A 22,100-nucleotide genomic window follows, 5' to 3' on the forward strand; every position below is an offset into this window, starting at 1 on the left:
CAACACAAGCCCCCACACAAACTGCTCGATCCACTCTGTTAAAGAACTCTCGCCAACCCGTTCCGTTCAGCGAGGCGCGCATTATACACGCCGTTCTCCATCCCGCAAGCCCTGCATCCCATCTTCCTTCACCCCCCGCCGATCCTTCGGCCCAACTCCCTCTCCACGACTCAGGGGCCGCGCAGTCTAGCCCACCAACCAACCACGTCAACCCCCTTCACTCCCAATTCTTCTAGCTCAATGACTCACCTCTTACCAATGCGCCCAGCCCTGCCTCGATTTCCACCCGCGCCCTCACGTCAAACCTCTTCGCCAGCGCACCGGCGTCGCCGCAGGAATGGCGGATGTCGCCGACGCGCGCCTCGGCGTAGGCGACGCCCGCGGACGAGGGATAGAGACGCCGATACACGTCGAGCACGCGGTTGAGGCTGACCGCCACCCCGGTGCAGACATTGAAGCGCCCGCTACCGGCCGCCTCGGCGATCAGCGCCGTAGCGTTCGCGCGGGCGACGTCGTGCACCGAGACGAAATCGCGCGTCTGCTCGCCGTCGCCGTAGACGGTGACGGGCAGGCCCGCGGCGAAGCGGTCGGTGAAGATCGACAACACGCCCGAGTACGGCGATCCCGGGTCCTGGCGCACCCCGTACACATTGAAGTAGCGGAAGCACACCGCCTGCAGCCCGTAACTCGCGGCGTAACCGAGCAGCAGCTCTTCGGAGGCGAGCTTCGCCGCCGCGTAGGGTGACATCGGCTGCGGCACGGCGCTCTCGCGGTTCGGCAGCTCGGCGCGATCGCCGTACACCGCGGCCGACGAGGCGAACACCACGCGCGGGCAGCCATGGCGCAGGCAGGCCCGCGCGACCACGTCAGTGGCCGCCACGTTGGTGCGGAAGTTCAGCGCCGGCTCGCGGAAGCTCTCCGGCACGCTCACCAGCGCCGCCAGATGCAGCACACCGTCGATACGCCGGCCTGCGAACACCGCATCGACCGTCGCCTCGTCGGCCGCGTCCCCCTCCACGAAGGTGAAGCGCCCGCTGCGCAGGGCCTGTTCGAGATTGGCCAGCCGCCCCGTGCGCAGGTTGTCGAGTCCGATCACGGCATGCCCGCTGGCGAGCAGCAGATCGACGGAATGACTGCCGATGAACCCGGCAGCCCCCGTCACCAGGAATGTACGCTCCACACCGACCTCCATCGCCGCCCGGACCGATTGCTAGAATGCGGCCCCGGCATTCTATAGGCGGCCCCGCCGTGACACTCGACCTGCGCGCGCTCTTCCGGCAGTTCCATGCCCCCCGCTACTGGCCGGTCTGGCTCGGACTCGGCGCCATGCAGCTGATCTGCGCCCTGCCCTACCGCGTGCAAAGGCCCCTGGGCCTGGGGCTCGGGCGGGTGCTTGGTGCCTTCGCCCGCGGTCGCCGGCACATCGCGGCCACCAACCTGGCGCTGTGCTTCCCGGAACTCGATGCCGGCGCGCGGGAGCGCCTGCTGCGCGATCACCTCGCCGCCGTCGGCATGGGCATGGTCGAGACCGCGCTGTGCTGGTGGGCGCCCGACGCCGATCTGCGCCGCCTGGTCGACATCGACGGCCTCGAACACTACGACGCCGCCCTCGCCGACGGTCGCGGCGTGATCCTGCTCACCGGCCACTTCACCACGCTGGAACTCGGTGCCGGCCTGTTCGCGCTGCACCGCCCCTTCCACGCGATGTACCGCCCGCACGCCAACGGCCTCTACGAAGCCGTGATGCGCTGGGCGCGCGAGCGGCGCTCGAAGATGACGACGATCACCCGCGACGACCTGCGCGGCATGCTGCGCGCGCTGCGCCAGGGGCGCGCCGTCTGGTACGCGCCGGATCAGGACTACGGTGCGCAGGGCACCGTGTTCGCCCCCTTCTTCGGCGTGCCGGCGCGCACCATCACCGCCACCGCGCGCCTGGCCAAGATGAGCGGCGCCCGCGTGGTGCCCTACTACCCGGTGCGCAAGCCCGGCGGCGGCTACCACATCACCGTGCTGCCGGCGCTCGAGCACTTCCCGAGCGGGGACGACCTCGCCGACGCGACCCGCATCAACGCCCTGGTCGAGAGCTGGGTGCGCGCCGCGCCGGAGCAGTACCTGTGGGTGCACCGGCGCTTCAAGGGGCGCCCGCCGGGTGCCCCGTCGGTGTACTGAGCGCGAACGCGGCGACCAGCCGCTCGACGCTCGCGAACACCGCGTCGGGCGCGCAGGCGCCGATCTCGGCGCCATCGTCGCTGACCAGCCAGGCCGAGCCGATGCCCGCGCGCCGCGCCGCCTCGACGTCGCGCGCCTTGTCGCCGACCAGCACGCTCCGCCCCAGGTCGAGGTCGAGGTCGCGCGCCGCCTGCACGATCAGGCCCGGACGCGGCTTGCGGCACATGCAGTCGATGCCGAGCGGCCCGCTCGCGTCCGGATGGTGCGGGCAGTGGTAGACGCCGGCGAGCGGCGCGCCGGCCGCCGCGAAGCGCGCGCACATCCACGCGGTGAGGGCGCCGAACTCGGCCTCGCCGTAATAGCCGCGCGCGATGCCCGACTGGTTGGTGACGACCACCAGCGGCCAGCCGGCGGCGTGGAAGTGCCGGCACAGCGCGAGGATGCCGTCGACGAAGGTGAAGTCCTCGATGCGGTACACGTAGCCGTGGTCGACGTTGACGATGCCGTCGCGATCGAGGAACAGGGCGGGCCTGGGCATGGCGGCGGGCTCGTGGGGTTGCTGGCCGCGCAGCATAGCGCGCCGCGCGCAAAGCGCCCCGCAGCCGCTATCCTGTGCGCCCGCATCCGCCGCGAGTCCCCGATGAGCGCCGATCTCCGCGCCCCCACGCCGGGGCTGCCGCCCGTGTCGATCCTGATGTACCACCAGGTCGGCGTGTTCCCCGCCCCGCGCACGCATCGCGCGCTGTACTGCCGCGCGAGCAGCTTCCGCGCGCAGATGGCCTACCTGGCGGCGTTCGGCTACCGCGTGATCTCGCTCGACGCCGCCATCGCCGGGCTGTTCCACGGTGCGCCGCTGGCGCCGCGCTCGGTGGTGCTGAGCTTCGACGACGGCTACCAGGGCTTCATCGAGCACGCGCTGCCGGCGCTGCAGCGCCACGACTTCCCGGCCGCGGTGTTCATGGTCTCGGGGCTGGTCGGGCGGCGCTCCGAGTGGCTCGCCGCCGACGGCCGCGGCGACACGCCGATGCTCGACGCCGCCGGGCTGCGTGAGCTGCACGCCGCCGGCATCACCATCGGCTCGCACACCGTGAGCCACCCGAAGCTGTCGCGGCTCGACGCCGCGCGCATCGACGCCGAACTGCGCGACAGCAAGGCGAGCCTCGAAGACCTGCTCGGCGCCCCGGTCGAGCACCTCTGCTACCCCTTCGGCGACTACGACGCGCGCGTGCGCGACGCCGCGCTCGCCGCCGGCTACCGCTCGGGGCTGACCTGCATCCGCGGCGCCGCCAACACCGCCGACAACGTCTTCGAGCTGCCGCGCAAGGCGATCTCCTACGGCGACAACCTGATCGGCTACGCCTGGAAACTGCACATGAAGCACGCCCGCAAGGCCGCCGTGCAGCGCTACTGAGATGCGCTCGCTGCACGTCATCGGCTCGACCCAGATGGGCGGCGCCGACCAGTTCTTCGTGCGCCTGGTCGAGGCGCTGAACGTCGCCGGCCACGAGGCCGTGGCGCTCGACCGCGCCGGCTCGCCGATCGCCCGCGCGCTCGCCGGCACGCCGGTGCGCCAGCTGCACCTGCCGCTCGCCAACAAGTGGGACGCGTACTCCGCCTGGCGCCTGCGCCGGCTGGTCGCGCGCGAGGGCTTCGACGTGGTGCAGAGCTACATGGGCCGCGCCACGCGCCTGACCCGCCTGCCGCCGCGCGGGCGCGCCGTGCACATCGCGCGCCTCGGCGGCTACTACAAGATCCGCGGCTACTACGGGCACGCCCACGCCTGGGTCGGCAACACCCGCGGGCTGTGCGACTGGCTGGTGCAGCAGGGCCTGCCCGCCGCGCGCGTGTTCCTGATCGGCAACTTCGTGCCCGACCCGGCGCCGGCCGACCCCGCCGCGCTCGCCGCGGTGCGCACGCAACTCGGCCTGCCCGCCGACGCCCGCGTGATCTTCACGCTCGGGCGCTTCATCGGCATCAAGGGCTTCGACGACCTGCTCGACGCCTTCGCCGCGCTGCCCGCCGCCCCCGGCGGGCAGCCGCTGCACCTCGTCATCGGCGGCGACGGCGAGCTGCGCGCGGCGCTGCAGGCGCAGGCCGAACGCCTCGGCATCGCGGCGCGCACGCACTTCCCCGGCTGGCTCGCCGCGCCGGGCCCGTACTACCACCTGGCCGAGATCATGGTCTGCCCGTCGCGCCACGAGACGCTCGGCAACGTCATCCTCGAAGCCTGGAGCTACCGCAAGCCGGTGGTCGCCACGCGCTCCCCTGGCGCCTGCGAGCTGATCATCGACGACGCCAACGGCCTGCTCTGCCCGGTCGCGGACCCGCCGGCGCTCGCCGCGCGCCTGCGCGAACTGCTCGACGCCGGCAGCGCGGCCCGCGCGCGTCTCGCCGACGCCGGCCATGCCTGCGTCGAGCGCGAGCACGGCCGCGCCGCGGTGCTGGCGCGCTACCTCGAGCTCTACGCGCAGCTGCGCGCCGAACGGGGGCACTGATGAGCACGCCGCAACGCATCCTGATCGTGCGCCTGTCGGCGATCGGCGACGTGGTGATGGCCTCCGGGCTGATCCCGGCGCTGCGCGCCCGCCACCCCGACGCCCACCTCGCCTGGCTGATCGAGCCCGCCGCGGCACCGCTGCTCGCCGCCAACCCGCGCCTCGACGAGGTGATCGTGTGGCCGCGCGGCGAGTGGCAGCGGCTGCGCACCGAGCGCCGCTGGCGGGAACTCGCCGGCGCGGTGCGGCGCTTCGTCGGCGCGCTGCGCGCGCGCCGCTTCGACCTCGTGCTCGACACCCAGGGGCTGCTGAAGAGCGGCCTGCTGGCGCGCGCGAGCGGCGCCGCCACGCGCATCGGGCTCGGCTCGAAGGAAGGCAGCCGGTACCTGATGACGCGCGTGGTCGCGCGCGACCCCGGCGGGCCGCGGTTGATCGGGCGCGAGTACCGCGCGCTCGCCGCCGCGCTCGGCTGCCCACCCGAGGCCTTCCGCATGGACCTGGCGACGCGGCCGGAAGACGCCGTGGCGGCGCGCGAGCGCCTCGCCGAGGCCGGCGTCGACGGCCCCTACGCGGTGCTCGCGCCGTTCACCACGCGCCCGCAGAAGCACTGGTTCGAGGAGCGCTGGGCGGCGCTCGCACCGCGGCTCGCGGCGCGGCTCGGCCTGCCGGTGGTGCTGCTCGGCGGCCCCGGCGACCGCGAGGCCGCCGCGCGCATCGCCACCGCGGCGCCCGGCCTGCGCGACCTCGCCGGGCGCACCTCGCTCGCGCAGACGGTCGCGGCGATCCGCGACGCGCGCCTGCTGATCGGCGTCGACACCGGCCTGACCCACATGGGCATCGCCTGCGAGGTGCCGACGCTCGCGCTGTTCGGCTCGACCCGCCCCTACCTCGACCCCGGCACGCCGCGCGCGCGCGTGCTCTACCACGCGCTGCCGTGCTCGCCGTGCCGCCGCCGCCCGACCTGCGGCGGGCGCTTCGACTGCATGCGCGCGCACGAGGTCGACGGCGTGCTCGCCGCCGCCGTCACGCTGCCGGGAGTGCTGGCATGAAGGTCGTGCACGTGGAGACCGGGCGCCACCTCTACGGCGGCGCGCTGCAGGTGCGCTTCCTGCTCGAAGGGCTGGCCGCCGTGCCCGGCGACGAGCACGTGCTGGTGTGCCCGAACGGCGCGGCGATCGGCGCGACGGTGCGCGCGCTGGGGCTGCGCGTGATCGAGTGCCGGCTCGGCGGCGACGCCGACCTCGGCATGGTCGCGCGCCTCAAGGCGGTGCTGCGCGCCGAGCGCCCCGACCTCGTGCACCTGCACTCGCGGCGCGGCGCCGACACCTGGGGCGTGCTCGCCGGGCGCCTCGCCGGCGTGCCGACGGTGCTGTCGCGGCGCGTCGACAACCCCGAGCCGCGCCTGCTCGCCGCGCTCAAGTACCGGCTGCCGGCGCGCGTGATCACGATCTCCGAGGGCATCCGCGCGGTGCTGCTCGCCGAGGGCGTGCCAGCGCACCAGGTGGTGTGCGTGCCGAGTGCGGTCGACACCGTGCGCTACCACCCCGGCGGTGATCGCCCGTGGCTCGCGCGCACCTTCGGCCTGCCGCCGGGGGTGCGCACGCTCGGCATGGTCGCGCAGTTCATCGAGCGCAAGGGCCACGCGGTGCTGCTCGACGCGCTGCCGACGGTGTTCGCGCGCCACCCGGACCTGCACGTGCTGCTGTTCGGCCAGGGGCCGCTGCACGGTGCGATCGCCGCCGAGGTCGAGCGCCGCGGCTGGCGCGGGCGCGTGCAGCTGCCGGGCTTTCGCGACGACCTCGACCGGGTGATCCCGGCGCTCGACCTGCTGGTGCACCCGGCCTTCATGGAGGGGCTGGGGGTGGCGCTGCTGCAGGCCGCGGCCTGCGGCATCGCCATCGTCGCCGGGCGCGCCGGCGGCATCCCGGAGATCGTCCGCGACGGCGAGAACGGCCTGCTGGTGACGCCCGGCGACGTCGACGGCCTCGCCGGCGCGCTCGACGCCCTGCTCGGCGACCCGGCGCGCGCCGCGGCGATGGGTGCGGCCGGGCGCGCGATCGTCGAGCGCCACTTCTCGATCCCGGCGATGGTCGCCGGCAACCGCCGCGTCTACGTCGAGGTGCTCGGCGCGCGCGGGTGAAGCGCGAAGGTGGTGGCGGCGCCGGCGAACAGCATCCAGTAGAAGCGCCAGTCGAAGTTCAGCGTGCGCATGTTGGTGACGCTGGCGGCGAAGTGCAGCACCAGCGCGGCGAGCAGGATCAGGTGCAGATCGCGTGGCAGGCGCCGCTCGCGCCGCGCCTGTTGCAGCGCCGCGAACACCACGACGGTGCCGATCGCGAACGGCAGGCTGCCGAGCAGGCCGATGCGGATCGGTAGCTCCAGGTACAGGTCATGGAAGTCCGCCAGCGTGCGGATGCCGGCGTCGGGGGCGGTTTCGAGCAGGTGGCGCACCGCGCCCGGCCCCCAGCCGAACCACGGCCGCGCGGCGAGCAGGTCGCTGCCGTAGAGCCAGGCGTGCACGCGCATGCCGACCGAACCGTAGTCGACGTCGGCGATGCGCCCGTCGAGCAGCGCCTGGAAACTCGCCGTCTCGGCGGCGAAGCGGAAGACGATGGCGTCGAAGTGGCGTGCCAGGAAGCCCGCGCCGACCAGCAGCAGCACGGCGATCACCGCGAGTTCGCGCCGCGACAGCGCCGCGCGCCCGCTGCCGCGCAGGCCGAGCCACAGCAGCAGCGGCAGCAGCAGCGCGAGCAGCAGCCAGATCGCGCGCGCCTGCGCGATCAGCAGCCCCTGCACCAGCAGCAGCACCGCGGCACACCACAGGGCGGCCATCACGATGCGCAGCGCACCGCCGCGCAGCCGCCACAGGCGCGGCGCGGCGAGCCCGAGGCCGAGCAGCGCCATCGCCGCGTACTGGCCGAAGGCGAGGATCGGCAGGCCGAAGCCCAGGCGCTCGCCCGGCGGCAGCGTCGCCACCGCGCGCAGGTCGGGCGAGGCGAAGCGGCCCCAGGCGAAGCCCGCCAGCGCCAGCGCGAGCAACCACCAGATGCGACGCACGTCGCCGCCGAGCCACCAGGCGACCAGCAGGAAGGCCCACAGCCGCGCGAGCTTGCCGGCGTCCTCGACATGCAGCGCCGCACTCACCCCGGGCCAGGCGCGCCAGGTGCTGATCGCCAGCGTCGCCAGCGAGGCGAGCAGCAGCCAGGGCCACACCGAGCGGCGCAGCACGCCCCACACGCGGCGCCCGTCGCCGAGCAGCGCGAGCAGCATCAGCGTGGTGCCGACGTTGGCGAGCGCGATGCCCGCCCAGGCACCGAACGCGAACAGGCAGGCGCCGGCGAAGCCGGTCATCTCGATCCAGCGCCGGCGATCCGTGCCGGCCGGCCAGGGGAGTGCGAAGGTCACGATGGGGTCTCCGACGACCGGGCGGGGCGACGGCCCCGCGCGTGCGCGCATGATACCGTTGCGCCGCGGCACCGGCGGCCCCGCGCCGCGCCGCTCCCTTCCGCCAGCCCGGACCCGCGCATGAGCCTCGGCTTCACGATCTTCATCCCGGCCTACAACCGCGCCCACCTGCTGCCGCGCGCCTTCGCCAGCATCGAGGCGCAGACGCTGCGCGACTTCGAGGTGGTGATCGTCGACGACGGCTCCACCGACGCCACCGCCGACGTGGTCGCCGCCTGGCAGGCGCGGGTGAGCTTCCCGGTGCGCTACCTGCACCAGGCCAACCAGGGCAAGCACGTCGCGCACAACGCGGCGGTCGCGGCCGCCCGCGGCGAGTTCTTCGTCACCCTCGACTCCGACGACCAGTTGCTGCCGGATGCGCTGGAGCGCCTGCGCCGGCACTGGCTGGACATCCCCCCCGAGGCGCGCGCGGGCTACGCCGGCGTCGAGGGGCTGATCGCCTTCGGCGGGCGGGTGCCGGTACGCGACCGCTACCCGCAGGACGTGCTCGACACCGACCACCTGACGCTGCGCTACCGCCTCGGCGTCACCGGCGACAAGAAGAACGCGCTGCGCACCGCGGTGCTGCGCGACCACCCCTACCCGGTGTTTCCCGGCGAGCGCCACCTGCGCCCGTCGATCATCCTCAAGCGCATCGCCCACGCCTACCGCACGCGCCACGTCAACGAGGTGATCCAGGACTGCGAGTACCAGCCGGACGGGCTGTCGTCGGACCGCAACCGCCTGCGCATGAACAACCCCCAGGGCATGCGCCGCTTCTACGCCGAGGATCTGACGCTGCACCGCGCCTGGCTGGACCGCCGCAGCCGCGTGCGCATCAGCCTCGACTACATCCGCGCCGCGCTGCAGGCCGGCGCCGGCTTCGTCGCGCAGGGCCGCGAACTCGGCTGGCAGCCGCTGTGGCTCGCGCTCTACCCGTTCGGCGCGCTGCGCGCGCTGCACACGCGCCTGCGCGAGCGGGTGCGCCCGATCAAGGGCGCGATGCCGCGCCCGCGCTGAGGCGGCGGGCTATACTCCGGCGCCCTCCGCGCCCCGGCCCGCCCGGCCGTGCCCGCCCCGGAACCCGCGCATGCCCGACACCACCCCGACCTTCACCGTGTTCATCCCGACCTACAACCGCGCGCACCTGCTGCCGCGGGCGCTGGCGAGCATCGAGGCACAGACGCTGCGCGACTTCGAGGTGGTGATCGTCGACGACGGCTCCACCGACGCCACCGCCGACGTGGTCGCCGCCTGGCAGGCACGGGTCGACTTCCCGGTGCGCTACCTGCGCCAGGCCAACCAGGGCAAGCACGTCGCGCACAACACCGGCGTGGCGCACGCCGCGGGCCGCTTCTTCGTCAACCTCGACTCCGACGACCGCCTGCTGCCGGACGCGCTCGAACGCCTGCTGCGGCACTGGCAGGCGATCCCCCCGGAGGTGCGCGGCGGTTTCGCCGGCGTCGAGGGGCTGATCGCGATCGAGGGCCGGGTCAAGGCCAAGGACCGCTTCCCCGAAGACGTGATCGACACCGACTACCTGAGCATCCGCTACCGCCGCAGCGTCGGCGGCGACAAGAAGAACGCCATCCTCACCGCGGTGCTGCGTGACTACCCCTACCCGGTGTTCGCCGGCGAGCGCCACATGCGCCCCTCGCTGATCTGGAAGCGCATGGCGCACGCCTGGCGCTTCCGCTACGTCAACGAGGTGATCCAGGACTGCGAGTACCAGCCCGACGGGCTGTCGTCGAACCGCTTCGGCCTGCGCCTGCGCAACCCGCGCGGCTTCGCCCTCTACCACCTCGAGGACATCACGCTGCACCGCGCCTGGCACGGCTGGCGCCAGCGCGTGCGCAGCACCATCGAGTACATCCGCTTCTCGCTGCACGCCGGCGTGGCGCTCGCCGAACAGGCGCGGCCGCTGCGCGGCGCGGCACTGGCGCTGTGGCTCGCGCTGCTGCCGGCCGGCGCGGTGCGCTGGCTGTACGACCGCTACCGCCTGCGCCTGCCGGCCGGGCAGGTGAGGAACCGCCGGTGAACGCCGTGACGCCGCCTCACACCGACCTCGCGGTGTTCGCCGCCACCTCCGGGCACAGCGGCGTCGACCGCGTGCTCGGCAACCTGGTGCCGGCGCTGGCCGGGCTGGGGCTCGCCGTCGACGTGCTCGGCATCGCCGGCCACGGCCCCGACTACGGCGAGCTGCCGGCGGGGGTGCGGCGCATCGCGCTCGGCACGCGCCACGTCAACTCGGCGCTGCCGGCGCTGGTGCGCTACCTGCGCCGCACCCGCCCGGCGGCGCTGCTCACCGACAAGGACCGCGTCAACCGCGTGGCGCTGCTCGCGCGCTTCCTCGCCGGCGTGCCGACGCGCGTCGGCGTGCGCCTCGGCACCACGGTGTCGGTCAACCTCGCCAGCCGCGGCCCGCTGGAGCGCTGGCTGCAGACGAATTCGATGCGCCTGTTCTACCGCGCCGCCGACGCCGTGCTGGTGCCCTCGACCGGGGCCGCGGCCGACCTCGCCGCGCACGCGCGCCTGCCGCCCGAAGCGATCAGCGTGGTGCCGAGCCCGATCGTCACCGCCGCGCTGCTCGCCCGCGCCGACGCCCCGGCGGCGCACCCGTGGTTCAGCGACGGCGGCCCGCCGGTGCTGCTCGGCGTCGGCGAACTCTCCGAGCGCAAGGACTTCGCCACGCTGCTGCGCGCCCACGCCCTGCTGCGCGAGCGCCTGGACTGCCGCCTGCTGATCCTCGGCGAGGGCCGCCGCCGCGCCGAGCTCGCAGCCCTGGCGCAGAGCCTCGGCAGCGCCGACGCCGTCGCCCTGCCCGGCTTCGTCCCCGACCCTTACCCGTACATGGCGCGCGCGGCGGCCTTCGCGCTCACCTCGCGCTGGGAGGGCATGCCGGTGGTGCTGATCGAGGCGCTCGCGCTCGGCGCGCCGGTGGTCGCCTGCGACTGCCCGAGCGGCCCGCGCGAGGTGCTCGCCGACGGCCGCTACGGCCGCCTGGTGGCGGTCGGCGACGCCGCTGCGCTGGCCGAGGCGCTGTACGCCACGCTGCGCGCGCCGCCGCCGCGCGCGCTCGGGCGCGAGGCGACGCGTGCCTACACCGCCGAGGCCAGCGCGCGTGCCTACGCCCATGCGCTCGGGCTGGAGCTGCCGGCATGAGCCGCCCCGATCTCGCGGTGCTGATCTCGTTCTCGGGCGAGGGCGGGGTCGAGCGCATGGTGCTCAACCTGGTCGACGGTTTCGCCGCCGCCGGCCTGCGCGTCGACCTGCTGGCGATCCGCGCCGACAGCGCGCACCTCGGCGCGCTGCCCCCCGGCGTGCACCTGCACGACCTCGGCGTGCGCCACAGCGGGCTCGCGGTGCCGGCGCTCGCGCGCTACCTGCGCCGCGAGCGGCCGCGCGCGCTGCTGGCGGCGAAGGACCGCGCGATCCGCGCCGCGGTCGCCGCGCGCGCGCTCGCACGAGTGCCGTGCCGCATCGTCGGGCGCCTCGGCACCAACCTGTCGGCCGCGCTCGAAGGCCGCGCCGGCATCAGCCGCTGGCTGCGGGTGGCGCCGATGCGGCTGTTCTACCCCTACGTCGACCACGTCGTCGCGGTCAGCGCCGGTGTGGCCACCGACACCCGCGCGCTGACCGGGCTGCCGGCCGGGCGCTGCTCGGTGATCCGCAACCCGGTGGTGATGCCGCGGCTGGCCGAACTCGCCGCCGCGCCCGCGCCGCACCCCTGGCTCGCCGACGGTGGCGACCCGGTGATCCTCGGCGCCGGACGGCTCACCGAGCAGAAGGACTTCGCCACGCTGCTGCGCGCCTTCGCGCAGGTGCAGGCCGCGTACCCGGCGCGGCTGGTGATCCTCGGCGAGGGCCGCGAGCGCAAGGCGCTGGAGGCGCTCGCCGGCAGCCTCGGCCTGCGCGAGCGCCTGCTGCTGCCGGGCTTCGACCCCAACCCCTACGCCTGGATGTGCCGCGCGCGGCTGTTCGTGCTGTCCTCGGCCTGGGAGGGTTCGCCCAACGTGCTCACCGAGGCGCTCGCGCTCGGCGTGCCGAGCGTGGCCACCGACTGCCCGAGCGGCCCGCGCGAGATCCTCGACGGCGGCCGCTACGGCGCGCTGGTGCCGGTCGGCGACGATGCGGCGCTGGCGCGCGCGATGCTCGCCACCCTCGCCGCGCCGCTGCTGGCCGACACGCTGCGCCAGGCGGTCGCCGAGTACACGCAGGCGGCGGCGGTGACGGCGTATCTGCGCCTGCTGCTGCCCGAGACGGCAACCCCCTAGCCCCCGCCGGGGGGTGGACGGCGTTCACGGATGCCGGGCACGGCCGGGCCGCCGGGACGCAACCCGTCGCCGCCTCGCGGCGCCTTCCCCGCGAGGCGGCAGGGGGGCGAGCCCAAGGGTATCGGGACGCCATTCATAGCCACCGGTTATCGTCATGAAAATTTTCATGCCTTTCGGGCCACCGCCGCTGCCGCCGACAATGGCTCCGAACCCGATCCCGTCCGCGGAGACCCGCCGATGCTGCTTTCGCTGAAGTACAACTTCCTGTTCGTGCACACCGCCAAGACCGGCGGCACCTCGGTGCGCGACGCGCTGCGCCCGCTGCGCCTGCGCGACCCGTGGTTCTACGCCCAGTTCCTGTGCTCGCGGCTGTCGACGCTGTCCGGGCACCGGCTGGGGATCAAGTTTCCGCGCCACTCGAAGATCATCGCCGCGCAGGAGATGCTGCCGGCGGAGCTGTTCGCGCAGCTGTTCAAGTTCGTCTTCGTGCGCAATCCGTGGGACCTGCAGGTCAGCAGCTTCCACCACATCCGCCGCGAACGCCCGCACCTGATAAGCCACATCGAGACCTTCGAGCAGTTCCTGCGCTGGAAACTCGACCCCGAACGCCCCTACCAGTACCACGTCGACACCAGCATCGAACTGCAGAGCGACTACTGCATCGACCTGCACGGCAAGGTGCTGGTCGACTTCATCGGCCGCACCGAGAACATCCAGACCGACTTCGACGAGGCCTGCCGCCGCATCGGCATCAAGCCCCCGCCGCTGCCGCACAAGCGCCAGGCCACCGACCGCAGGAAGGACTACCGCAGCTACTACACGGACGAACTCGCCGAACTCGCCGCCCGGCACTTCGCACCCGACATCGAACTGTTCGGCTATACCTTCGATCCGCAGTGAGGGCCGCGGCCGGGCGGGCGGGGTCGCTGGCGCCGCGTCAGTCGGCCCGGCCGCGGATGCGCGCCACCGTCGCGGTGGTCGAGTGGCCGTCGACGAAGCCGAGCACGATCACCTCGCCGCCGGCGGCGAGCACCTCGGCGCCGCCGACGATGTCCTCGGGGCGGTAGTCGCCGCCCTTGACCAGCACGTCGGGCAGCACGCGGGCGATCAGCTCGCGCGGGGTGTCCTCGGCGAAGGGCACCACCCAGTCGACCGCGCGCAGCCCGGCGAGCACCGCCATGCGCGCGCCGAGCGGGTTGATCGGGCGCGCCGGGCCCTTCAGGCGGCCGACCGAGGCATCGTCGTTGACGGCGACGATCAGGCGGTCGCCGAGCGCGGCGGCCTCGCCGAGGTAGGCGACGTGGCCGGCGTGCAGCAGGTCGAAGCAGCCGTTGGTCATCACCACGCGCTCGCCGCGGGCACGCGCGGCGGCGACCTCGGCGAGCAGCGCGGGGACGCCGACCACGCCGGCCTGCGCCGGGCGCGCCGGGGTCAGCGCGGCGTGCAGCTCGGCGACGCTGACGGTGGCGGTGCCGAGCTTGCCGACGACGACGCCGGCGGCGGTGTTGGCGAGGTGCACGGCGTCGACGAGCGGGCTGCCGGCGGCGAGCGCCGCGGCGAGGGTGGCGACGACGGTATCGCCGGCGCCGGTGACGTCGAACACCTCGCGCGCCTTCGAGGCGATGTGCTGGGCGCGGCCGCCGGCCTCGACCAGCGTCATGCCGCGCTCGCTGCGGGTGACCAGCACCTGCGCGAAGCCGCAGTCGGCGGCGAGCGCGCGGGCCCGGGCGACCAGCCCGGCGTCGTCGTCCCAGCGCCCGGCGACCGCGGCGAACTCGGCCTCGTTGGGGGTGATCAGCGTGGCGCCGCGGTAGCGGCGGAAGTCCTGGCCCTTGGGGTCGACCAGCACCGGCTTGCCGGCGGCGCGGGCGGCGGCGATCAGCGGCTCGACCGCCGCCAGGCAGCCCTTGGCGTAGTCCGAGCACACCACCACGTCGGCCTCGTCGAGGTGGCGCGCGAACGTCGCGGCGAGGCGCGCGGGCTCGAAGCCGGGGAAGCCGTCCTCGAAGTCGAGGCGGATCAGCTGCTGGTGGCGCGACAGCACGCGCAGCTTGGTGATGGTGGCGCGGCCGGGGACGACCTCGAAGGCGCAGGCGACGCCGGCGGCTTCGAGCCGCGCACGCAGCACCGCGGCGGCCTCGTCGTCGCCGGTCAGGCCGAGCACGGTGGCGTGCGCGCCGAGCGCGGCGAGGTTGAGCGCGACGTTGCCGGCGCCGCCGGGGCGGTCCTCGGTGCCGGCGACGTGCACCACCGGCACCGGCGCCTCGGGCGAGATGCGCCGCGTCGCCCCGCTCCAGTAGCGGTCGAGCATCAGGTCGCCGACGACGAGGACGCGGGCACGGGTGAAGTCGGGCAGTCGAAGCATGCGGGGGCGCTCGGGCTCAGGAACGGGACGGGGGCGCGCCGGCACGCGGCCGGCGCACCCCGCCACAGCGGGTGCGCCGGGGTGCGGCGCCCTGCGCGGCGCGCGTCAGGCGGCGAAGCGCGCTTCCAGCGCCTCGCACAGCCAGTGGCCGATCAGCATGTGCGCTTCCTGGATGCGCGCGGTGACGTCGCTCGGGGCGCGCAGGGTCTCGTCGGCGATCCCGGCGAGACGCCCGCCGCCGGCGCCGGTCCAGCCGACGCAGTAGACGCCGAGGCGGCGCGCGGTCTCGGCCGCGGCGAGCACGTTGGGGCTGGTGCCGGAGGTCGACAGCGCCATGACCACGTCGCCCGGGCGCGCGAGGGCTTCGAGCTGGCGCGCGAACACCGTCTCGAAGCCGAAGTCGTTGCTGTGCGCGGTGAGCACGGAGGTGTCGGTGGTGAGCGCAAGCGAGGCCAGCGCGCGGCGGTTGGCCTTGTAGCGCACCACCAGTTCGGCGGCGAGGTGCTGGCAGTCGGCGGCCGAGCCGCCGTTGCCGAGCCAGAGCACCTTGCCGCCGCCGGCGAGGCAGGCCTGCAGGCGGTCGACCAGGGCGTCGAGTTGCGGTGCGAGCGGCGCGAGCCGCTCGATCACCTCGCGGTGTGCGGCGAGCGTGGCGATGAAGTCCACGGGCCGCTCAGTCCTTCAGCACGTAGTCGGCGCCGCAGTAAGGGCACTTGGCGTAGCCCTTGTCCTCGATCGGCAGGTAGACCCTGGGGTGCGAGTTCCACAGGCTCATGCCCGGCATCGGGCAGGACAGCGGCAGGTCGGCCCGGGTGACCTCGTAGCGGTTCTGGGCGTTGGCCTGGATCTCGGCGACTTCGGCGGACATGGACGGTTCTCCTCGGGGTGCTGGGGCGGGAGCCCCCCGCCCCCGCCCGGATGCGGCGCGCTCAGACGACGTCGACCCACTCCGGGTAGGCTTCGCGGCGCCCGTGGACCTGGTCGAAATACAGCGTCTGCAGCTTCTCGGTGACCGGACCGCGGTGCCCGGCACCGATCTGGCGGCCGTCGAGTTCGCGGATCGGCGTGACCTCGGCGGCGGTGCCGGTGAAGAAGGCCTCGTCGGCGATGTAGACCTCGTCGCGGGTGATGCGCTTCTCGCGGATCTCGTAGCCGGCATCGCGCGCGAGCGTCATCACCGTGTCGCGGGTGATGCCTTCGAGGCACGAGGTCAGCTCCGGCGTGTAGATGACGCCGCCCTTGACCATGAAGAAGTTCTCGCCGCTGCCCTCGGCGACGTAGCCCTCGGGGTCGAGCAGCAGCGCCTCCTGGTAGCCGTCGCGCAGCGCCTCCTGCAGCGCCAGCATCGAGTTCACGTAGTTGCCGTTGCACTTGGCGCGGGTCATCGTGATGTTGACGTGGTGGCGCGTGTAGGAGCTGGTCTTGATGCGGATGCCGCGCTCCATGCCGTCGGCCCCGAGGTAGGCGCCCCACTCCCAGGCGGCGACCATCACGTGCACCTTGAGGTTGTCGGCGCGCAGCCCCATGCCCTCGGAGCCGTAGAAGCACATCGGCCGCAGGTAGGCGCTCTTCAGGCCGTTCTCGCGCACCACGGCGCGCTGCGCGGCGTTGACGGTGTCCTTGTCGTAGGGCATGGCCATGCCGAGGATCTTGGCCGAGTTGAACAGGCGGTCGGTGTGCGCCGCCAGGCGGAAGATCGCCGCGCCGCGGTCGGTCTGGTAAGCGCGCACGCCCTCGAACACGCCCATGCCGTAGTGCAGGGTGTGGGTCAGCACGTGCACGCGGGCTTCGCGCCACGGCACCATCTGCCCGTCGAGCCAGATCACGCCGTCGCGATCGTCCATAGACATGGTGGGTTTCTCCTCGGGATCGTTGTGTGAGCCTTCGCGCCCCACGCGGGCGCCGGCTTCGGAAGGCCGACATTTGACCACAACGCGCCGACCAGCGGTACGACGCCACCCGCGCCGCGTACACGCGGGCTGACGCGGCCACGCCCCACGACCTCAGTCCACCTCCATCAGCGCATGCCACAGCCGTGCGGCGGCGGCGGTGTGTTCGCGCATCTCGTCGGCGCGCACGCGGTCGGGCAGGCCCTGCAGGCGCAGGTAGTGGGCGCGCTTGCGCAGCGCGCGGTAGGTGTCGCGCAGCAGGCCGGCGCTCCACGACGACAGCAGCCCGGTGGCTTCGAGCGCGGCGAGCTGGCGCACGTTGTCGGTGTAGCGCGCGAGGATGGGTTCGTCGGCGGCGTGGGCGAGCACCAGGTACTGGACCATGAACTCGATGTCGGCGATGCCGCCGCGGTCCTGCTTGAGGTCGAACATGCCGGACTCGTGCGCGCCGAGTTCCTGGCGCATGCGCTCGCGCATCTCGCGCACCTCGCGCCTGAGCGCCTGCGGGTCGCGGCGCCGGCCGAGGATCTCCTGGCGCAGCGCCTGGAAGCGCTCCACCAGCGCCGCCGGCCCGACCACCGCCCGCGCGCGCACCAGCGCCTGGTGCTCCCAGGTCCAGGCCTCGCGCCGCTCGTATTCGGCGTAGCCGTCGAGGCTCGCGACCAGCAGCCCCGAGCGGCCGCTCGGGCGCAGGCGGGTGTCGACCTCGTAGAGCGCGCCGCCGGCGGTGTGCGCGGTGAGCATGTGGATGATGCGGCTGGCGAGCTTGGAGAAGAAGCTCGGGTTGTCGAGCGCACGCGCGCCGTCGGTCTCCTGCGCCTCGCCGCGCGAATCGTGCAGGAACACGAGATCGAGGTCGGAGCCGTAGCCGAGCTCGATGCCGCCGAGCTTGCCGTAGGCGATCACCGCGAAGGCCGCCGCCCGCGCCTCACCCGCGTCGACGCAGCGCGGCGTGCCGTGGCGGGCGACGAGGTCGTTCCAGGCCAGCGCCACGCACTTCTTCAGCACCACCTCGGCGATGTCGGTGAGGTGGTCGCTGACCACCATCAGCGGCAGCACGTCGCTGACGTCGGCCGCCGCCACCCGCAGCACGCAGCTGTGCTTGAAGTGGCGCAGCGCGTCGAGCAGCGCCTCCTGGTCGCCGGCGGGGACGTGCGCCAGCAGGCGCTCGAGCTCGGCGCGCAACTGCTGGCGGTCGAGCGGCGCGTAGAGGTCGGAGGGGTCGAGTAGTTCATCGAGCAGCAGCGGGTAGCGCGCCAAGTGCTCGGCGATCCACTCGCTGGCGGCGCACAGCTTGACCAGCTGCGACAGCGCCAGCGGGTTCTCGATCAGCAGCGCGAGGTACACCGAGCGGCGCAGGATCGGCTCCAGCAGGCGCACGATGCGCTCGAGCGCCTGCGCCGGCTGCGCCACGGCGGCGGCGGCGCCGAGCAGCAGCGGCATCAGGCGGTCGAGGCGCTCCTGGCCCTCGGCGCGCATCGAGCGGTAGGCGAAGCTCGCGCGCAGGCGCGCGAGTGCGGCGACGGCGCGCTCCGGGTCATCGAAGCCCTGCCCGGCGAGGCTCGCCCGCGCCTCGTCGGCATCGGCGCTGGCCCAGGCCCCGGTGGTCTCGCGCCCCGGCGCCGACGGCGCATCCTCGGCCTGCGGGGCGGCGAACACCTGCTCGAACTGGCCGGCGACGAAGCGCGTGCGCTCGCGGTACTCGGCACTGAACGCCTCCCAGTCGGCGAAGCCCATCGCGAAGGCGAGCCGCAGCCGCCCGGTCGCCTCCTCGGGCAGGTCGTGGGTCTGGCCGTCGGCCCAGGCCTGCAGGCGGTTCTCGACGCGGCGCAGGAAGCCGTAGGCGTTCTCCAGCCGGGCGACCGCGTAGGCCGGCAGGCGCTCGGTGTCGCGCAGGTAGTCGAGCACCGCGAGGATGCCGCGCACGCGCAGCCCCGGTTCGCGCCCGCCGTAGATGAGCTGGAAGGCCTGGCCGATGAACTCGACCTCGCGGATGCCGCCGGGGCCGAGCTTGACGTTGTGGCGCAGGCCCTTGCGCTCGACCTGTCGGGCGATCAGCGCCTTCATGCCGCGCAGCGACTCGAAGGCGCCGAAGTCGAGGTAACGGCGGAACACGAACGGGCGCAGCGCCGCCAGCAGGCGCTCGCCGGCGGCGAGGTCGCCGGCCATCGCGCGCGCCTTGATCATCGCGTAGCGCTCCCATTCGCGGCCCTGCGTCTGGTAGTAGGTCTCGAAGGCGTTGAAGCTCGCCACCAGCGGCCCGCTGTCGCCGAACGGGCGCAGGCGCATGTCGACGCGGAACACGAAGCCGTCGCCGGTCGGCGCGTCGAGCAGCCTGATCAGGCGCTGGCCGACGCGGGTGAAGAAGCTCTGGTTGTCGATGCAGCGCCGGCCGTCGGTCTCGCCGTTCTCGGGGTAGGCGAAGATCAGGTCGATGTCCGACGAGAAGTTGAGCTCGCGGCCGCCGAGCTTGCCCATGCCGAGCACCACCAGGCGCTGCGGTGTGCCGTCGGCGCCGCGCGGCTCGCCGCAGCGCTCCGCCTCCCAGGCGTGGGCGCGCTCGAGCGCGAGGTCGACCGCCGCGTCGGCGAGGTCGGTGAGGTCGCCGAGGGTCTCCGCCAGCGTGGCGTGGCCGGCGAGGTCGCGCCAGGCGATGCGCACCATCTCGCGCCGGCGCGCGCGGCGCAGCGCCGCCATCAGCGCGGCCTCGTCGGCCGCGCCGGCGGCCTGCGCCGCCAGCCGCGCGCGCAGCTCGCCGGCGGCGTAGGCGCGGTCGAGATCGCCGCTGCCGAGCAGCCCGGCGAGCAGCTCCGGGCTGCGCGTGCAGCTCTCGGCAACGAAGCCGCTGCCGGCCCAGACGCGGGCGAGCTCCGCCAGGCGCGCGGCCGGCGGCGGTGCGGCGGCGGCCGTGAAGGCCTCCCAGTGGGCAGCCACCGCGGGACGCAGGGCGGCCGGCAGGGCGGCCAGGGCGGCAGTGAAGTCGGTCACGGGTGTAGCCCCTCTCGCGACGGCGCCGGCGCGCCGCCGGCGGAGCGGCCGCGCGCGACGCTGCGCACGGCCAGGCATCGCGCGCCCGGCAGCATGCCGGCGCGCGGCGGCGTCACTGCAGCGGCAGCGCCACGCCGTTCAGCGTGACGGCGCCGCGGTCGAGCGCGAACTCGGTCGACACCGCGCCGCCGGCGCGCTTGATGTAGCCCGCCTGCACCAGCGGCGCCAGTTGCTCGTCGAGCGCCGCCTGCAGGCGCGTGTCGAAGTCGGGCTTCGCCGGCGCCGGCTGCCCCCGCTTCGGCGGCGGCGGCGGTGTTTCCGCCTCCAGCGCCATTTCCGCCTGCACCTGCTCGGCGAGCGCGAGGCGCAGGAAGGCCTCGGGCACGCTGAGCGTGCCCTGGCCCTGTTCGAGCACGCGCTGCAGCAGCTCGGGATCGTCCCAGCCGGCCGGGCCGAGCGCGCCGAAGGCAAGCCTGAGCTGCGCGGTGAGCGGCTGCGCCTCGCCGTTCATGCGCACCTGCAGGTCGTCGAGCCGCACCCGCGGGGCGTGGGTGAGCAGTTGCTGCAGGCCGGCGAGCAGGCGCTGGCCCATCTCGGCGGAGATCGCCTCCGGGTCGCCCTGCGGGTCGTCGAGCAGTTGCGCGTAGTGCTTCCAGTTGAGCTCGTCGACGCTGCGCACCAGCTCGCCCAGGGTCGGGCCGTGCAGGTGTTCGAGCGCGAGGGTGAAGCCGCCGCTGCCGAGCGGCTGGTCGGCGCTGCGCAGCGCCTGCAGCGCGAAGGTCTCGACGACGTCGTAGAAGTCGCCGTCCTCGCTCGCGCGCGCGCCGACGGTGAAGCCGGCGAGCTCGACGTCGCTGCCGGCGGCCTGCGCCACGCGCAGGCTGTCGAGGCGCAGGTCGGTGGTGCCGGTGAACAGGCCGTGGCGCCCCTTGACCTGATCGGCACGCACGCCGAACCCGCGCAGCGCGACCCGCTCGCGGCCCGCCGCGCCGTCGCTCAGCACCGTGAGCTCGTCGGTGCGCAGCTCGCCGCGGGCGGTCGCCGCGCCGGGCGCGACGTCGAGGTCGACCTTGAAGCCGGCGAGGCGGAAGGCGTTGCCGGTTTCCGCCGCGAGGTCGCCGACCTGCAGCGCCGGCAGGTCGAGGTGCAGGCTGCCGGAGTCGAACATCTGCATCGCCAGCTGGACCGGGTGGCCGATCTCGCCTTCGGGGTCGCGCAACGCCAGCCGCGCGCTGCCGGTGAAGGGCTGCGGCTGGCCTTCGACCTGCAGCCTGAAGCCGTCGACCGCGAGCACCGGCCCCGGCGCGAGCAGCGCACGCAGCGTGGCGACGAAGTCGGCCTGCGCGCCGGGCTCCGGCGCGGCGAGCGTGCGCGCGAGCAGCGCCTGGTTGACGCGCTGCAGCTTCGGCAGGTCGATGCGCGTGGCACTGACGGTGAACTCGCCACTGCCGGCGGGGCGGCCGTCGAGGTTGACGCCGGCCACGCTGAACGCCTCGCGCAGGTCGAGCAGCGTCCCGTTCGCGGCGAGCTCGACGCGCAACTGCGGCCGGCTGAGCTCCACCCGCCGCGTGCCGGCGCTGTCCGACTGGGCGACCGCGACCGTGTCGACCGCGAAGGTGGCGTTGCCCGGCCACACGCCGGCACGGGTGCGCGTCGCGTCGACGCTGAAGCGCAGTCCGCGCAGGCCCACCTCGGTGATGAGGTGGCGCACCTCGGGCTCGGCGGGTGACGGCGGCGCTCCGGCGACATCCTCGTCGGTCTGGCCGTCGGTCTCGTCATCGGTATCGGCGGGGACCTCGACTTCCTGGCGCGCGACGAAGGTGCCGGCGAGTTCCTCGCCGTGCAGCTCGCCCTTCAGCGCACCGCCCTGCGCGGTCAGTTCGTAGTGCCCCTGCAGGCCGGAGAAACGCAGGCTCTCGCCGGTGTCGGCGCGGCTCCAGGCGAGGCCGGCGACCGCCACGTCATGGCCGCTGCTGCCGTCGAGGCGCAGCGTCGAGACGACATCGACGACATCCTTGCCGGCGTAGGCCCCCTGCACCAGGCGCTGGCCGGCCGCGTCGTCGAGGCGAAAGCGCGTGCGCATCGCCCCGTAGACCGGCTGCGCACCGCCGCTGTACCAGGCGGCGCGCGGCCACGGGCCGTGCTGCACCGCGTGCTCGGCGAACAGCACCACTGGGGTGCCGTCGGTGCCGGGCGGCGGCGACAGTTCGAGGCGGGTCACCGCCTCGGAGTGGAACAGCGTGCGGTCGTAGCGCGTGTTCGACGCCTTGTAGATCCCCTCGCGGTTGACCGCGTCGAGCCATGCCCGGTACTGCTCCTCGGTCTTGACACCCGACCAGTAGACGCCGCCGACCACCACCGCGCCGGCCACCGCCGCCGCCCCCACCACGGTCCACACCACGCCTTTCATCCGCTGCAATCCTTGGTTCGGTTACGGAAAGGCCGCCATTTAAGCACAGGCGTCCGCGCGCCGACC

Annotated in this window: 19 protein-coding genes; 10 read left to right on the forward strand and 9 right to left on the reverse strand. The window is 74.1% G+C overall.

Annotated elements, in window-relative coordinates; all coding sequences use genetic code 11:
- Window positions 1-232: 232 nt before the first annotated feature.
- Complete coding sequence (locus tag EV699_RS06865; RefSeq protein ID WP_132540559.1) at window positions 233-1,192, reverse strand: NAD-dependent epimerase/dehydratase family protein; 960 nt, start codon at window positions 1,190-1,192, stop codon at window positions 233-235.
- A 56-nt stretch (window positions 1,193-1,248) separates the two neighbouring features.
- Between EV699_RS06865 and lpxL the strand changes: the two genes are divergently transcribed.
- Window positions 1,249-2,169: an LpxL/LpxP family Kdo(2)-lipid IV(A) lauroyl/palmitoleoyl acyltransferase gene (gene lpxL, locus EV699_RS06870; protein ID WP_243662584.1), complete on the forward strand. Its 921-nt coding sequence runs from the start codon at window positions 1,249-1,251 to the stop codon at window positions 2,167-2,169.
- On the opposite strand, the gene EV699_RS06875 is transcribed toward lpxL, so the two are convergent.
- A complete protein-coding gene (locus EV699_RS06875; RefSeq protein ID WP_132540565.1) occupies window positions 2,132-2,707 on the reverse strand; it encodes a D-glycero-alpha-D-manno-heptose-1,7-bisphosphate 7-phosphatase in 576 nt (191 codons plus the stop codon). The genes lpxL and EV699_RS06875 overlap by 38 nt on opposite strands.
- Window positions 2,708-2,809: 102 nt before the next feature.
- Here EV699_RS06875 and EV699_RS06880 point away from each other — a divergent pair, with 102 nt between their 5' ends.
- From EV699_RS06880 to EV699_RS06895, 4 genes are read left to right on the forward strand one after another with little or no spacing between them, the layout of a single operon-like run.
- Window positions 2,810-3,580, forward strand: a complete 771-nt coding sequence (locus EV699_RS06880; protein ID WP_132540568.1) for a polysaccharide deacetylase family protein — start codon at window positions 2,810-2,812, stop codon at window positions 3,578-3,580.
- Between the two features lies 1 nt (window position 3,581).
- Window positions 3,582-4,664: a glycosyltransferase gene (locus EV699_RS06885; protein ID WP_132540571.1), complete on the forward strand. Its 1,083-nt coding sequence runs from the start codon at window positions 3,582-3,584 to the stop codon at window positions 4,662-4,664.
- Window positions 4,664-5,713 (forward strand): glycosyltransferase family 9 protein, encoded by a 1,050-nt coding sequence (locus tag EV699_RS06890; protein ID WP_132540574.1) that lies wholly within the window; start codon window positions 4,664-4,666, stop codon window positions 5,711-5,713. The genes EV699_RS06885 and EV699_RS06890 overlap by 1 nt, the downstream gene beginning before the upstream one ends.
- The gene (locus tag EV699_RS06895) at window positions 5,710-6,804 is read left to right on the forward strand and encodes a glycosyltransferase (protein WP_132540577.1); all 1,095 of its coding nucleotides are present in this window, start codon (window positions 5,710-5,712) and stop codon (window positions 6,802-6,804) included. The genes EV699_RS06890 and EV699_RS06895 overlap by 4 nt, the downstream gene beginning before the upstream one ends.
- Here the strand turns inward: EV699_RS06895 and EV699_RS06900 are convergent.
- Entirely contained in the window at window positions 6,774-8,069 is a 1,296-nt protein-coding gene (locus EV699_RS06900) for an O-antigen ligase family protein (RefSeq protein ID WP_165904060.1), read from the reverse strand. The two genes, EV699_RS06895 and EV699_RS06900, sit on opposite strands and share 31 nt — an antisense overlap.
- Before the next feature lie 120 nt (window positions 8,070-8,189).
- Between EV699_RS06900 and EV699_RS06905 the strand changes: the two genes are divergently transcribed.
- The 5 genes from EV699_RS06905 (at window position 8,190) to EV699_RS06925 (ending at window position 13,282) form a co-directional block, all read left to right on the forward strand.
- Window positions 8,190-9,128, forward strand: a complete 939-nt coding sequence (locus EV699_RS06905; RefSeq protein WP_165904061.1) for a glycosyltransferase family 2 protein — start codon at window positions 8,190-8,192, stop codon at window positions 9,126-9,128.
- A 70-nt stretch (window positions 9,129-9,198) separates the two neighbouring features.
- Entirely contained in the window at window positions 9,199-10,146 is a 948-nt protein-coding gene (locus EV699_RS06910; RefSeq protein ID WP_132540586.1) for a glycosyltransferase family 2 protein, read from the forward strand.
- Window positions 10,147-10,151: 5 nt separating this feature from the next.
- A complete protein-coding gene (locus EV699_RS06915; protein WP_132541092.1) occupies window positions 10,152-11,270 on the forward strand; it encodes a glycosyltransferase in 1,119 nt (372 codons plus the stop codon).
- Entirely contained in the window at window positions 11,267-12,382 is a 1,116-nt protein-coding gene (locus tag EV699_RS06920; protein WP_132540589.1) for a glycosyltransferase, read from the forward strand. Before EV699_RS06915 ends, EV699_RS06920 begins: the two co-directional genes overlap by 4 nt.
- Before the next feature lie 237 nt (window positions 12,383-12,619).
- Window positions 12,620-13,282, forward strand: coding sequence for a sulfotransferase family 2 domain-containing protein (locus EV699_RS06925; RefSeq protein ID WP_132540592.1), 663 nt, complete (start codon window positions 12,620-12,622; stop codon window positions 13,280-13,282).
- 37 nt (window positions 13,283-13,319) lie between these two features.
- Here the strand turns inward: EV699_RS06925 and hldE are convergent, their stop codons facing one another.
- From hldE to EV699_RS06955, 6 genes are all read right to left on the reverse strand, one after another.
- Complete coding sequence (gene hldE, locus EV699_RS06930) at window positions 13,320-14,747, reverse strand: bifunctional D-glycero-beta-D-manno-heptose-7-phosphate kinase/D-glycero-beta-D-manno-heptose 1-phosphate adenylyltransferase HldE (RefSeq protein ID WP_132540595.1); 1,428 nt, start codon at window positions 14,745-14,747, stop codon at window positions 13,320-13,322.
- A 105-nt stretch (window positions 14,748-14,852) separates the two neighbouring features.
- Window positions 14,853-15,413, reverse strand: a complete 561-nt coding sequence (locus EV699_RS06935; protein ID WP_132540598.1) for a D-sedoheptulose-7-phosphate isomerase — start codon at window positions 15,411-15,413, stop codon at window positions 14,853-14,855.
- A 7-nt stretch (window positions 15,414-15,420) separates the two neighbouring features.
- A complete protein-coding gene (locus tag EV699_RS06940) occupies window positions 15,421-15,615 on the reverse strand; it encodes a zinc-finger domain-containing protein (protein ID WP_132540601.1) in 195 nt (64 codons plus the stop codon).
- 61 nt (window positions 15,616-15,676) lie between these two features.
- Window positions 15,677-16,597 carry a branched-chain amino acid transaminase gene (locus EV699_RS06945; RefSeq protein ID WP_132540604.1) on the reverse strand — a complete coding sequence of 307 codons (921 nt, stop codon included), beginning with the start codon at window positions 16,595-16,597 and terminating at the stop codon, window positions 15,677-15,679.
- 153 nt (window positions 16,598-16,750) lie between these two features.
- Entirely contained in the window at window positions 16,751-19,624 is a 2,874-nt protein-coding gene (gene glnE, locus EV699_RS06950; RefSeq protein ID WP_165904062.1) for a bifunctional [glutamate--ammonia ligase]-adenylyl-L-tyrosine phosphorylase/[glutamate--ammonia-ligase] adenylyltransferase, read from the reverse strand.
- 112 nt (window positions 19,625-19,736) lie between these two features.
- Complete coding sequence (locus EV699_RS06955; protein ID WP_132540610.1) at window positions 19,737-22,034, reverse strand: DUF945 family protein; 2,298 nt, start codon at window positions 22,032-22,034, stop codon at window positions 19,737-19,739.
- Window positions 22,035-22,100: the final 66 nt, after the last annotated feature.

Origin of the sequence: Plasticicumulans lactativorans (assembly GCF_004341245.1) — a bacterium.
Lineage (GTDB): Bacteria > Pseudomonadota > Gammaproteobacteria > Competibacterales > Competibacteraceae > Plasticicumulans_A > Plasticicumulans_A lactativorans.

Excerpts from the sequence above, each read along its gene's own strand:
- EV699_RS06865 (WP_132540559.1), bottom strand. The coding sequence starts at position 1,192 with ATGGAGGTCGGTGTGGAGCGTACATTCCTGGTGACGGGGGCTGCCGGG.
- EV699_RS06875 (WP_132540565.1), bottom strand. The coding sequence starts at position 2,707 with ATGCCCAGGCCCGCCCTGTTCCTCGATCGCGACGGCATCGTCAACGTC.
- EV699_RS06880 (WP_132540568.1), top strand. The coding sequence starts at position 2,810 with ATGAGCGCCGATCTCCGCGCCCCCACGCCGGGGCTGCCGCCCGTGTCG.
- EV699_RS06885 (WP_132540571.1), top strand. The coding sequence starts at position 3,582 with ATGCGCTCGCTGCACGTCATCGGCTCGACCCAGATGGGCGGCGCCGAC.
- EV699_RS06890 (WP_132540574.1), top strand. The coding sequence starts at position 4,664 with ATGAGCACGCCGCAACGCATCCTGATCGTGCGCCTGTCGGCGATCGGC.
- EV699_RS06895 (WP_132540577.1), top strand. The coding sequence starts at position 5,710 with ATGAAGGTCGTGCACGTGGAGACCGGGCGCCACCTCTACGGCGGCGCG.
- EV699_RS06905 (WP_165904061.1), top strand. The coding sequence starts at position 8,190 with ATGAGCCTCGGCTTCACGATCTTCATCCCGGCCTACAACCGCGCCCAC.
- EV699_RS06910 (WP_132540586.1), top strand. The coding sequence starts at position 9,199 with ATGCCCGACACCACCCCGACCTTCACCGTGTTCATCCCGACCTACAAC.
- EV699_RS06920 (WP_132540589.1), top strand. The coding sequence starts at position 11,267 with ATGAGCCGCCCCGATCTCGCGGTGCTGATCTCGTTCTCGGGCGAGGGC.
- EV699_RS06925 (WP_132540592.1), top strand. The coding sequence starts at position 12,620 with ATGCTGCTTTCGCTGAAGTACAACTTCCTGTTCGTGCACACCGCCAAG.
- hldE (WP_132540595.1), bottom strand. The coding sequence starts at position 14,747 with ATGCTTCGACTGCCCGACTTCACCCGTGCCCGCGTCCTCGTCGTCGGC.
- EV699_RS06940 (WP_132540601.1), bottom strand. The coding sequence starts at position 15,615 with ATGTCCGCCGAAGTCGCCGAGATCCAGGCCAACGCCCAGAACCGCTAC.
- EV699_RS06945 (WP_132540604.1), bottom strand. The coding sequence starts at position 16,597 with ATGTCTATGGACGATCGCGACGGCGTGATCTGGCTCGACGGGCAGATG.
- EV699_RS06955 (WP_132540610.1), bottom strand. The coding sequence starts at position 22,034 with ATGAAAGGCGTGGTGTGGACCGTGGTGGGGGCGGCGGCGGTGGCCGGC.